The following is a 12,657-nucleotide window of genomic DNA, read 5'->3' on the forward strand; positions in this document are numbered from 1 at the left end:
GGCGCGAGGCCAGCGTGGCGCGCGTGATCCATCTGCAAGGCCAGGTGTCGCTGCAACGTGGCAGCGGCCCGATATCGCCGCTGGTGCTGGGCCAGGAGTTGCGTGCCGGCGACCGGCTGAGCACCGGCGAGCAGGGCGCGGTGAGCCTGCGCTTCGTCGATGGATCGCGCCTCTTGATCAGCCCCGGCAGCCAGCTCGGCATCGAGGAACTGCTGGTGCATGGCCGCAGCGCCATCCCGTCCGTGCGACTCAAGCTCGAAGGCGGCAGCATCGAGAACCAGGTGCGCCCCAATCCCGCGCAGGCGCCTCGTTATGAGATCCGCAGCCCCAGCCTCAATCTGGGCGTGCGCGGCACCGATTTCCGGGTGCAGGCGGATGCCAGCAGCAGCCGGGCCCAAGTGATTGAAGGCAAGGTCGCCGCGCTGCAGGCCGATGCTGATCTGGCCATTCCGGCCGGCTTCGGCGCCATCGCCCGAGCGGGGGCTGCCAAACCCAGCCTGCAGGCGCTGTTGCCGGCACCGGACCTGAGCGGGCTGCCCGCACGCCTGGAACGCCTGCCGCCCGGCCTCGCCTGGCGCCCACTGGCCGGCGCCAGCGGCTACCGCGCCCAGGTGTTTGCACAGGGTGGTGACGCACAGCAGCTGCTGGCCGAGGCCGTGGTCAGTCAGAGCCAGGCGCTCTGGCCCGCCCTGGCGGAGCAGCCCGATGGCCACTACCGCCTGCGCGTGCGCGCCATCGATGCCACGGGCAATGAAGGCATCGGCGCCGAGGCGAGCTTCGAGCTCAAAGCCAGGCCGGAGCCGCCGTTTCTGCAGACACCCGCCAGCGCCGCAGGGCTGTATGGCGAGCAGGTTCGCTTCAGCTGGACCCGGGCACTGGCCGCTCAGCGCTACCGCTTGCAGGTGGCCGCAGATGCCGGCTTCGCTGCGCCGCTGATGGTCGACCAGGACCTGCTGACCGACACCGAGCAGACGGTGACGCTTCAGCCCGGCAGCTACCACTGGCGCCTGGCCAGCATCGCGCGCAAGGCCGATGGCAGCGCCGACCCCGGCCCGTTCAGCGATGCGCAGGCCTTCACGCTGCGCCCGCTGCCGCCCAGCCCTGCTCTGCAAGAGCCTGAGATCGGCGACCGGATCGTGCTTCGCTGGCGTGCCGTGCCCGGCATGAGCTATCAGCTGCAATGGGCCGGCGACGCCGGCTTCAGCCAGGGCCTGAAGTCCTGGGACAGCGCCGAGGCGCAGACCAGCCTGGAGGGTCCGGCACCGGGCCGCTACTACCTGCGTGTGCGCAGCGTCGACGCACAAGGGCAGCCCGGCGCCTGGGGCAGCGTGCAAGCGCTGGATGTGCCCTATCCGCGCTGGCTCTGGCTGCTGCCGCTGGGGCTGCTGCTGGTCGGCTTGTGAACAGCGGCCGGGCCAGCCACCGATGCGCTTGAACCGCCCATGACAGCAATGCCCACACCCGGCTGGATCACGAGGCTGCAGGCACGTAGCCCCTGGCTGCCGCTGCTGGCCCTGCCGCTGGCGCTGCTGATCAGCCTGGGCGACAGCTACCAGCGCCTGCAGACCACGCTTGAAGACGCCTTGCAGCGCTGGGCGGCGCCGACACTGCAGTTCGACGAGGTCGTGGCCGTCGACATCGACGATGCCTCGCTACGCCAGTTGCAGCCGCGCCTGGGCGACTGGCCGTACCGGCGCGAGGTCTATGCCCTGCTGCTCGACTACCTGCGCGAGGTGGGGGCCCGGCTGGTGGTGTTCGACATCGTGTTCGACAGCGCGCGCGAGGGCGACGCGGAGTTCTCCCGCGCGCTCGCCGAGCGGCCCGATGTGGTGCTGGCGGCGGCAGCGCTGCAACAGCCGATCGAAGCCGCCCTCCATGAAATGGAACTGCTGCAGCGCTGCTCGCTGCCGGCCGTGGCGGCGGGTGACTTGCCAAGTTGGGCGGCGGTGACCCTGCCACATGCCGGCCTGCTGAGCGCCAGCGCAGCGCCTGGTTCGGTGGGCGTGATCACAGCGCCGCTGGATGCCGACGGCCGGCTGCGCCGATTGCCGCTGCTGCATCAATTCGGCGCGCGCCAGCTGCCCTCGCTGGCGCTGGCCACCCAGCTGCGCCTGCAGGGCCTGCAGCATTGGCAGCTGGAACAGGGTCAGCTGCGCATCGGAGACAAGGCCGCCTGGCCGGTCGACCCCAGGGGCGCGGTGCGCCTGGCCTTGCCCGCCAATCCCGACGCTGTCGCCCAGCTTGACTGGGGCCGGCTGATGAGCGCGGCACTCGGCCTGAGCCCGGACGACGCCGCATTGCGAGCGCAGCTGAAGGATCGCACCGTGTTCATCGGCAGCAGCGCCTTCTTTGCCGACGCAGTGCTGACACCGCAAGGCCGCCTCTCCGGCGTCGCGCTGATGGCCGCCAGCCACGCCGCCTTGAGCCGGGGCCTGCAATGGCAGGCCTTGCCCGCGCCCTGGCAACTCGGCCTGTGGCTGCTGGCCTGCGCGCCGCTGCTGTGGACTGCCCGACAAGGCAGGCCCAGCCTGCGCACGCACCTCATGGCCTCCGGACTGGCCCTGGCGGGGCTGCTGCTCGCAGGACTGCTCAGCCTGCAGGCCAGCCTACTGCCGGCCCTGCTGGGCCCGCTGCTGGTGCTGTGCCTGGGCCTGCTGTTGACGGCTGTGGCCCAGCTGCGTTGGGAGCAGCGGACCAATCTGCAGCTGCGCTACGAGCGCGAGCTTGCCGAGGCGGCCAATCAGGCCAAGAGCCAGTTCCTGGCCAACGTGAGCCACGAGATCCGCACGCCGATGAACGCGCTGCTGGGCATGGCCGAGATGTTGTCGAAATCCGAGCTGAGCGCGGAACAGCGTCGTTATGTCGAACTGTTCCGCGCCTCGGGCCAATCGCTTTTCGAGCTGATCAACGATCTGCTGGACATCTCCAAGATCGAGGCGGGGCGTCTGCAGCTGGACCTCGACGACTTCGATCTGCGCCCGTTGGTGGAACACTGCATGACCTTGATGCGACCGCGGGCCGAGGAGCAAGGCTTGTGGCTGCGGCTCGAGTTTGCGTCTGACGCCGGCGGCTGGGTGCATGGCGACGCCAAGCGCCTGTCGCAGGTGCTGATCAACCTGCTCGGCAATGCGATCAAGTTCACCCGCGTCGGCGGTGTCACGCTGCTGGCATCACGCAATGACGACACCCTGCTGCTGACGGTGCGCGACACCGGCATCGGCATCGCACCCAGCAAGCATGAGCTGATCTTCCAGCCCTTCAGCCAGGCCGACAGCAGCACCACGCGCTACTTCGGCGGCACCGGCCTGGGCTTGTCGATCTGCCGCAGCCTCGCGCAGATGATGGGCGGCCGCATCTGGCTGGACAGCATCCCCGGCAAGGGCGCCAGCTTCCATCTCGCACTGCCCTTGCCGCTGCAGACTGCACCCGCCTCCGCACCGGAGCGCCGCGCCGCCACGCCCGGCGTGGATCTGCCCCGGCAGACCATCCTGCTGTGCGAGGACAACGAGATCAATGTGATGGTGTTGGAGGCCATGCTGCAGGACGCGGGCCACCACATCGACGTGGCCGAGAACGGCGCCCTCGGCGTCGAGCGATTCCGCCACCAGCGCTACGACCTGGTGCTGATGGATGTGCAGATGCCGGGCATGGACGGCCACAGCGCCACGCGCGAGATCCGCCGCATCGAGCACGCCCAGGGCCGGCCGCGCACGCCGGTCATCGCGCTGACCGCCAATGCCTTCGCCGAGGACGCACGCCGCAGCCTGGATGCCGGCTGCGACGCCCACCTGACCAAGCCGGTTAGCCAGGCCGAACTGCTGCAAGCGCTGCAGCGCTGGGGCCGCCACGGACCGCCGCCGGAGCCCGCCATGCCCGCCGACACAGCCATCACCGAACCGGCGGAGCTGGACGAGGGTGTCCACGATGAACCGCTGCGCGCCCATGGCCGGGTCTTTCTCGGCGCCTGGCGGCAGAGCTGGGCGCTGGCTGGCACCGCAGCCGATGCCGATGCCGCCCGGCAGCGCTTGCTGCAGGACCTGCGCCTGCTGGCACTTCGCCTCGGCGCCACGGCGCTGGCCGAGTCCGCAAGCGCGCTTGCGGCAGCGCCGGATGCCACCGCGCGCGGCCCGGCCGAGGCGCAGCTTTCCGCAGAGATATCCCGGGTTCTGGTGGCGCTGAGCTAAGGTCCTGCACGAAGCGGCAAGCCAGGGTAGGCTCCACGCTGTTGCGGGGCTGTCCCCACTGTTTCCACCCATCAAACGCCTGGAGTTCCCCTCATGATCAAGCTGACCGTGAACGGCCGGCCGGCCACGCTCGACGCCGACCCCGACATGCCCCTGCTGTGGGCGCTGCGCGAGGACCTGCAGCTGACCGGCACCAAGTTCGGCTGCGGCATGGCGCTGTGCGGCGCCTGCACCGTGCATCTGGACGGCCAGCCGGTGCGCAGCTGCTCGACGCCGTTGTCCGCCGCGGCGGGCAAGAAGGTGACCACCATCGAAGGCGTGGGCGCCACCAAGACCGGCCGCGCCGCGCAGCTGGCCTGGCTCAAGCTCGACGTGCCGCAATGCGGCTACTGCCAGAGCGGCCAGATCATGAGCGCCTGCGCACTGCTGGCGCAGAAGAAATCGCCCAGCGATGCCGACATCGATCAGGCCATGAGCGGCAACATCTGCCGCTGCGGCACCTACAACCAGGTGCGCGCCGCCATCCACGACGCCGCCGCCACGCTGCGCAAGGGAGCCTGAACATGCACCACCACCCCATCACCACGACAGCACTGACGGGCAGCACGCGGCGCGGCTTCCTGGCCGGCTCGGCGGCGCTGACCATCGGTTTCGCACTCCCACTGGGCAGCGGCCGCGCGCTGGCCCAGACCAGCAACAGCTTCGCGCCCAATGCCTGGCTGCGCATCACGCCCGACAACCGCATCACCGTGGTCTGCGCCTCGGCCGAAATGGGCCAGGGCGTGCTGACCGCGATCCCGATGCTGGTAGCCGAGGAGCTGGATGCGGACTGGTCACTGGTCAGCGTTGAGCAAGCGCCCGCCGACCCGGCCTACAAGAACCCGATCTTCGGCATGCAGGCCACCGGCGGCAGCACCACCGTGCGAGCGCACTGGACGCCGCTGCGCCAGGCCGGCGCCGCAGCTCGCCAGATGCTGGTGGCCGCCGCCGCGCAGCAATGGAAGCTGGATGCCGCGCAGCTGCGCACCGAGCGCAGCCATGTGCTCGGCCCCGGCGGCAAGAAGATCGCCTACGGCGCGCTGGTGCAGACGGCCGCAACGCAGGCCGTGCCGACCGAGCCGAAGCTGAAAGCCTCCAAGGATTTCAAGATCCTGGGCAAGCCGACGCGCCGGCTGGACAGCGCCGCCAAGCTCAACGGCAGCGCCATGTTCGGCATCGATGCGCGCATCGACGGCATGGTGATCGCGGTGATGGCGCGCGCGCCGATCGCCGGCGCCAAGCCGGTCAAGCTGGACGAGTCGGCCGCCCGCGCCGTCAAGGGTGTGATCGATGTGATCAAGCTGCCCAGCGGTGTGGCCGTGCTGGCAGGCGGCTACTGGGCGGCCAAGAAGGGCCGCGACGCGCTGCAGGTGCAATGGGATCTGGGCGCGCATGCCGGCCTGTCCAGCGACAAGGTGTCCGCGCAGCTGGCCGATGCCGCACAGAACGCCGGCGCGATCGCGGTCGACCTGGGCAATCTGAAAGATGCCGCGGCCAACTCCAGCCAGACGCTGGCGGCGGTCTACGAAGTACCCTACCTAGCGCATGCTTGCATGGAGCCGCTGAACTGCCTGGCCTGGGTGCGCGGCGATGAGGTGACGATCTGGGCGGGCACGCAGAGCCAGGGTCCCTCCCAAGGCATCCTGGGCCAGGTGGCGCAGGTGGCGCCGGCCAAGGTCAAGGTCAACACCATGCTGCTGGGTGGCGGCTTCGGCCGGCGCTTTGCGCCGGACTTCACCATCGACGCCACGCTGCTGTCCAAGATCAGCGGCCGCCCGGTGAAGCTGATCTACACCCGCGAGGACGATATGGCCGCCGGCTACTACCGGCCGGCCGCCTTGGTGCGCTTCGAAGGCGCGCTCGATGCCCAGGGCCGCGCCAGCGCGCTGCGCGCCGACGTAGCCAGCCCGTCCATCATGGCCGGCTCGGGCTTCATGAAGATCCCGGACAGCGGCGTGGACTCGATGGCGGTGGAAGGGATTGCCGACCACCCCTATGCCATCGCCAACCAGCGCATCGCCTACGGCCGCGCCGAGCCCGGCCCGCAGGTCTGGTTCTGGCGCTCGGTCGGCCATTCGCAGAACGGCTTCTTCATCGAGAGCTTCATCGACGAAATGGCGCATGCCGCCAAGGCTGATCCGCTGCAGTTCCGCATTCAGATGCTGGCTGACAAGCCGCGCCACCGCGCCGTGCTGCAGGCCGCCGCGGCCAAGGCCGGCTGGGGCAAGCCGCTGCCCAAGGGCCACCATCGCGGCATCGCGCTGGCTGAGAGCTTCGGCAGCATCGTGGCCGAAGTGGCCGAGGTCTCGGTGGCCGCCGATGGCACGCCGCGCGTGCACAAGGTGGTCGCTGCGGTCGACTGCGGCCAGACCGTCAACCCGCTGACCATCGCACGCCAGATCGAAGGCGGCATCGTCTATGGCCTGACGGCGGCGCTGTACGGGCGCATCAGTCACAAGGACGGCCGCGTTGAGCAGGGTAATTTCCATGACTACCCGGTGCTGCGGCTCACCGAGATGCCCAAGGTGGAGGTGGAGATCATCGCCAGCACCGAGGCGCCCGGCGGCATCGGCGAGCCGGGCACCCCGCCGATCGCGCCGGCTGTCTGCAACGCGATCTTCGCCGCCACCGGCGTGCGCGTGCGCACGCTGCCGATAGACACGGCCGCCTTGAAGAGGTCGGCCTGATGAAGCGCTGAACGGCCGACCTGCTGGCGGCCATCCTCACCACAGCGCGTCGGCGGGTTCTGATAGATTCCCCCGACGCCGGACAGCCCCCCCCTGCTCCATGACCCCGTCGGAATTGTTGGCCTTGATCGCAGCCGCCGCAGCACTTGGTGCTGCGGCGCTGTTGCTGTGCCTGCGCCGACGGCGCCGCCGCGAGCACATGGCCTGGGTCTTTGACGCGGCTCCGGTGGGCATGGCCCTGGTGGATCCGCTGCAGGGCTTTCGGCTGGTGGATGCCAACCCGCAATGGTTCAAGCAGTTCGGCCTGAGTGCGGATCAAGCGGTCGGCCGCAACGGCAGGGACCTGAACCTGTGGGTCGAGGCACAGGACCGGGAGCGGCTGATCGCCGCGCTGCCGCAGGCAGGCACCGAAACGGCGCTGGACGCCCAGCTGCATGTGGGTGCAGGCGAGTGCCGCTGGTTCCGGATTTCAGCGCGGCGCGTGCTCAGCCACGGGCGTGACTGGACCGTGCTGTCGATGCAGGACATCGAGGCCCAGCGCACGCTGGAACAGACCTTGCGCGACAGCGAGGCCGTCGCCATGCAGCTCTTCGATGTGGTGCCTGAAACGCTGCTGATCAGCGACGCCAAGACCGGCGAGTTCATCGACATCAACCGCGCCTGGGCCACGAAGATGGGCTACACCAAGCAGCAGGTGGTCGGAAAGAACTCGCGCGAACTGAACCTCTGGGTCGACATCCCTGCGGTAGCCGCGATGGGCCAGCGCTTCGCCAGGAACGGCCAGGTGGATGGCGAACTGCTGGACATGCGCCGCGCCGATGGAACCATCCTGAACTTCGAGGTGGCCGGCCGCCAATGGCAGTCATCGAGTCGCCACCTGAGCATCTGGGTGGCCCGCGACATCACCGAGTACCGGCGCACCCAGCAGGCGCTGGAGGAACTGAATGCCACGCTGGAAGAGCGCGTGGCATTGCGCACGCAAGAGCTGGCGGACGCGCTGGACGTGGTGCAGCGCGCGCAGGACGAGCTGGTACGCACCCAGCGACTGTCATCGCTGGGCGCTCTGGTGGCCGGTGTGGCTCATGAGCTCAACACCCCGATCGGCAATGCCTTGCTGACCAGCAGCACGCTGCAGGAAGTGGCCGTGGCATTCGAGGCCCAACGCACGCAGAAGCTGACGCGCACCAGCCTGGACCATTACGCACGGACGGTGAACGAGGCGGCCGGCATGCTGATGAGCAACCTCAGCCGGGCGGTCGAGCTGATCAACGGCTTCAAGCAGCTTGCCGTCGATCAGTCCAGCTACCAGCGCCGCGTCTTCGACCTGCGCACCGGCGTGGAGGAAGTCCTGCTCACGCTGCGGCCAAGCTTGCGGCGCACACCGTACCAGGTCATCGTCGACATTCCCGAGCCGCTGCAGCTGGACAGCTTTCCCGGGCCGCTGGGCCAAGTGCTGATCAACCTGATCAACAACGCGCTGCTGCATGCCTTCGACGGCCGCATCCAGGGCTGCATCACAGTCAGCGCGAGGCCCGACGGGGCTGAACATCTCTTGCTGTCCGTCACCGATGACGGCAGCGGCATACCGGCCGAGCACCTGTTGCGCATCTTCGACCCCTTCTTCACCACGCGGCTGGGCCAAGGCGGGTCCGGCCTGGGCCTGCACATCTGCTTCAGCCTGGTAAAGGGCCTGCTGGGCGGGAGCATCGAGGCGGGCGCCTCGGCGCAAGGCGGCGCCGCCTTCACGCTGCGGCTGCCGCGCGTGGCGCCGGCCTACCAGCCGGCCTCGGAGCTGGACTGACGCCGCGCCTCAGGCCGGCGCTGCAGCCGGCGGATAGCCGGCCTCGGACAGCAGCTGGCTCAGCTGCTCGTGCGAGAGTTTGCTGCGGATGCTCACCTCATGCTGAGCCAGCTTGAACTCGAGCTCGCCCTGCGCGTCGACCGCCTTCACCGCCTCGGTGATGGCCTTCACGCAGTGGCCGCAGCTCATGTCGGGCAGATGAAATTCATGCATATCGTTTGTTCCGGGCGTTCACAGGATGGATCCAAGTCTGAAGCTTGCCACGGGGGGCAAGGTCAAGTGCGGCTCCGCCTCAAGGGCGAGGCCACAGCCTTTGCAGGAAACCATCGTGGGCAGCGATGCCGGCACGGCGCTTGTCGGGGTCGGGGTCGAAGCCCGACTCCTGCTGGGCCAGATTGCGCGTCAGCAGATGGCCCAGACCCGCGTATTCATGCAGTTCGCAGAGGCCGCCCAGCGCCCGGGCTCGCTCGCACAAGGCGCGGGCGCCGGCCGCTGGCGTCAACGAATCCGCCCCACCCTGCACGATGGCCACAGGTGCCGCGCGGACTTCACGCCGCCCGATCAGACTCAGGGGTGAGAGCGACTCGCGGCTCGCGCGCCCCTGAAGCAGCTTGCCGAACCAGCCATCACGCTCCAGGTCCAGGGCGGGCGACCACAGCATCAGCAGGTCAGGTCCGCGATCCACCTTCGCACAAGCGCCCAAGGCAGCGGCACTGACCAACTGCCCGCCGGCGGACACCCCATGTGCCGCGATGCGCTGCGCATCCAGATTCAGGCGCTCGGCATGGCTACGCAGCCAGCTTAGCGCTTGGCACACATCGTCCTGCGCTTCCGCCGGGGTGTCAGCGCCGTTCGAAAGCCGGTACTCCAGCGCCACACCCAGGTAGCCCAAGCGGGCCATGCGGGCCGCGGTGCTGAAGGTCCAGGACGCCTCCCCCATGCTCCATCCGCCACCATGCACCGTCAGCACGGCTGGCGCCGGGGATGTCCCAGCCGTCGGCTTGAACACATGCAGCTGAAGGCGACGGCCGTCGGCCAACTCGCGGTAGACATGCGGCTCGGGGCTGGCATCGGCCTGCGCGACTGCTGAACCGGGTAGCCCGCCCCACAGGCCGAGGCACAGCACACCCACCCACCGCCAAGCATTCATCATCGTCTCCCCCGGCCCTGTCGCTTTCGCTTGACCTTACCATGATGGCAAGCCCCAAACTGAAGTCATGAACTCTCCTTCGACCCCGACCACCTGGACCTTGCCCATCAGCGGCATGACCTGCGCCTCCTGCGTGAAGCGTGTTGAGCAGGCCTTGCTGAAGGTACACGGCGTTCAGCAGGCCGAGGTCAATCTGGCGGCAGAGACCGCCAGCGTCGAGGCCGATGCGCAAGTCGGCCTGCCGGCGCTGGCCCTGGCCTTGTCCCAGGCGGGCTACCCCGTGCGCGAGCTGCAGCTGACGCTTCAGATCAGCGGCATGACCTGCGCCTCCTGCGTGGGTCGGGTCGAGAAGGCCTTGCTGAAAGTGCCCGGCGTGTTGAAGGCCGCCGTCAATCTGGCCACCGAGAGCGCCAGCGTCGAGGCGCTGGCGGACGTGGAGACAGCCTCTTTGATTGCGGCCGTCACGCGCGCCGGCTACCAGGCCATCCTGGCCGGAGACGTGCCGCGCGCCAAGCCGGATTGGCAGCACAGCGGCTGGCCGGTGCTGATTGCCGCCGGACTGTCGGCGCCCATGGTGCTGCCGATGCTGGGCCTGCTGGTCGGGCACCACTGGATGATCGATGGCTGGTGGCAGCTGGCCCTGACCCTGCCGGTTCAGTTCTGGCTGGGTGCGCGCTTCTACAAGGCCGGCTGGGCCGCGCTGCGCGCCGGCGCCGGCAATATGGACCTGCTGGTGGCGCTGGGCACCAGCGCCGCCTTCGGCCTGAGCCTGTATCAGCTGCTGCGGCACGGCAGCCATGCGCATGCGCTGTATTTCGAATCGGCCGCGGTCGTCATCACACTGGTGCTGCTGGGCAAATGGCTGGAGGCGCGCGCCAAGCGCCAGACCACCGAAGCGATCCGTGCGCTCAAGGCACTGCGGCCGGAAACCGCGCGGGTGCGCCGCGACGGGCAGGAGCTGGAGCTGCCACTGGCCCAGCTGGTGCTGGGCGACACGGTGCTGGTGCGCCCGGGCGAGCGAATCCCGGTCGACGGCGAGCTGCTCGAAGGCGACAGCCAGGTGGACGAGTCGCTGATCACCGGCGAGAGCCTGCCAGTGGCCAAGCATGTCGGAGACAAGGTAGTGGGCGGCGCCGTCAACGGCGAAGGGCTGATGCTGTTGCGCGTCACGGCGCTGGGCGCGGAGTCGACGCTTTCGCGCATCGTGCGCCTGGTCGAATCGGCCCAGGCCGGCAAGGCACCGATCCAGCGCATGGTCGATCAGGTCAGCGCTGCATTCGTGCCGGTGGTGGTAGGCATCGCCGCGCTCACGCTACTGGGCTGGGGCCTGGCCGGCGGCAACTGGGAGCAGGCGCTGCTGAACGCGGTGGCAGTCCTGGTGATCGCCTGCCCCTGCGCGCTGGGCCTGGCCACGCCCACCGCCATCATGGCCGGCACCGGCGTGGCGGCGCGGCACGGCATGCTGATCAAGGACGCGCAGGCGCTGGAACTGGCCGCGCACCTGAACATCGTGGCCTTTGACAAGACCGGAACGCTGACCGCCGGCAAGCCGGAGCTGGTGGCCCTGCAGGCCGCGCCCGGCGAAGACGAGCCCCAGGTGCTGGCGCTGGCTGCGGCCTTGCAGGCCGGCAGCGAGCACCCACTGGCGCGCGCAGTCGGCGCGGCGGCCAGCACACGCGTGCTCCAGGTGCCGGCCGCCAGCGCCTTGCGTGCCATCGCCGGACGCGGCGTGTCCGCCAGCATTGAAGGCGCCGAGCTGCGTCTGGGCAGCGGCCGCTGGATGAGTGAGCTAGGCGTTGATCTGAACGCCCTGCAAACCGCCGCACAAGCCTTGCAGGCCGAAGGCCGCACCGTGTCCTGGCTGGCCACGCTGACGCCTGAGCCGCGCCTGCTGGGCCTGCTGGCCTTTGGCGACCCGCTCAAGCCCACTGCGGCCGCCGCCATCCAGGCCCTCAAGGCCCTGGGCCTGCGCACCGTGATGCTCAGCGGCGACAACCGCGGCAGTGCCGAGGCGGTGGGCCGGGCACTCGGCCTCGACGAGGTGCGCGCCGAGGTGCTGCCCGAGGACAAGGCCCGCATCATCAGCGAGCTGAAGGCAGGGGGCACGCAGCGCGTAGCCATGGTCGGCGACGGCATCAACGATGCGCCCGCGCTGGCCGCGGCCGATGTGGGGCTGGCCATGTCCACCGGCACCGATGTGGCCATGCACGCGGCCGGCATCACCTTGATGCGCGGCGACCCGGCGCTGGTAGCGCAGGCCATCGAGCTGTCGAGGCGCACGCTGGCCAAGATCCGGCAGAACCTGTTCTGGGCCTTTGCCTACAACGTGGTGGGCATTCCGCTGGCCGCGCTCGGCTATCTGAACCCTGTGATTGCCGGCGCGGCGATGGCTTTCTCCAGCGTTTCGGTGGTCAGCAATGCGCTGCTGCTGAAGCGCTGGAAAGCAGCGAAGGATGCGGCATGACAAGCCCCTTCACGATCGGCGAGGCTGCGGCCCGCTCAGGCGTCTCGGCCAAGATGCTGCGGCACTATGAATCGCTGGGCCTGCTGCCCAAGGTGGCGCGCACCGAGGCCGGCTACCGCCTCTATTCGAACAGCGATGTGCACACGCTGCGCTTCATCCGCCGCGCCCGCGACATGGGCTTCTCCATCGCCGAGATTTCCGAGCTGCTAAGGAAGCTCTGCACAAAGCACCGCCGGTTGTGCTCGGTGCCGATTGAAGAGGTTTCGTGACGCCGGTGTCGTCGTCAGCAGCAGGTTTTGGGTGCATTTGCGCATCAACGTGCCGCTGGTTTG

8 protein-coding genes and 1 pseudogene are annotated in these 12,657 nt (G+C 69.2%); 7 read left to right on the plus strand and 2 right to left on the minus strand.

Features of this window, described 5'->3' with window-relative positions; all coding sequences use genetic code 11:
• The 5 genes from ACIQ67_RS16385 to ACIQ67_RS16405 all read left to right on the plus strand — a co-directional run.
• Positions 1–1,403, plus strand: a 1,403-nt coding sequence (locus ACIQ67_RS16385; RefSeq protein ID WP_397535446.1) for a FecR domain-containing protein, incomplete at its 5' end; no start/stop codon positions are given.
• A 39-nt stretch (positions 1,404–1,442) separates the two neighbouring features.
• Entirely contained in the window at positions 1,443–4,184 is a 2,742-nt protein-coding gene (locus tag ACIQ67_RS16390; protein ID WP_397535447.1) for a CHASE2 domain-containing protein, read from the plus strand.
• A gap of 93 nt (positions 4,185–4,277) precedes the next feature.
• Entirely contained in the window at positions 4,278–4,745 is a 468-nt protein-coding gene (locus tag ACIQ67_RS16395; RefSeq protein ID WP_397535448.1) for a (2Fe-2S)-binding protein, read from the plus strand.
• 2 nt (positions 4,746–4,747) lie between these two features.
• Positions 4,748–6,910, plus strand: coding sequence for a molybdopterin cofactor-binding domain-containing protein (locus tag ACIQ67_RS16400; RefSeq protein WP_397535449.1), 2,163 nt, complete (start codon positions 4,748–4,750; stop codon positions 6,908–6,910).
• 100 nt (positions 6,911–7,010) lie between these two features.
• Positions 7,011–8,711, plus strand: coding sequence for an ATP-binding protein (locus ACIQ67_RS16405; protein ID WP_397535450.1), 1,701 nt, complete (start codon positions 7,011–7,013; stop codon positions 8,709–8,711).
• Positions 8,712–8,720: 9 nt separating this feature from the next.
• Here ACIQ67_RS16405 and ACIQ67_RS16410 read toward each other — a convergent pair whose 3' ends face one another.
• Together ACIQ67_RS16410 and ACIQ67_RS16415 are read right to left on the minus strand one after the other, a co-directional pair.
• Complete coding sequence (locus ACIQ67_RS16410; protein ID WP_397535451.1) at positions 8,721–8,924, minus strand: heavy-metal-associated domain-containing protein; 204 nt, start codon at positions 8,922–8,924, stop codon at positions 8,721–8,723.
• Between the two features lie 79 nt (positions 8,925–9,003).
• A complete protein-coding gene (locus tag ACIQ67_RS16415) occupies positions 9,004–9,861 on the minus strand; it encodes an alpha/beta hydrolase (RefSeq protein WP_397535452.1) in 858 nt (285 codons plus the stop codon).
• A gap of 67 nt (positions 9,862–9,928) precedes the next feature.
• Here ACIQ67_RS16415 and ACIQ67_RS16420 point away from each other — a divergent pair, with 67 nt between their 5' ends.
• Both ACIQ67_RS16420 and ACIQ67_RS16425 read left to right on the plus strand, forming a co-directional pair.
• Entirely contained in the window at positions 9,929–12,325 is a 2,397-nt protein-coding gene (locus tag ACIQ67_RS16420) for a heavy metal translocating P-type ATPase (protein WP_397535453.1), read from the plus strand.
• Positions 12,322–12,573 (plus strand): annotated as a pseudogene (locus ACIQ67_RS16425) (MerR family transcriptional regulator); the annotation flags it as partial. The gene ACIQ67_RS16420 and the pseudogene ACIQ67_RS16425, both read left to right, overlap by 4 nt.
• Positions 12,574–12,657 lie beyond the last annotated feature (84 nt).

Origin of the sequence: Roseateles sp., from assembly GCF_044373315.1 — a bacterium.
Lineage (GTDB): Bacteria > Pseudomonadota > Gammaproteobacteria > Burkholderiales > Burkholderiaceae_C > JACDQM01.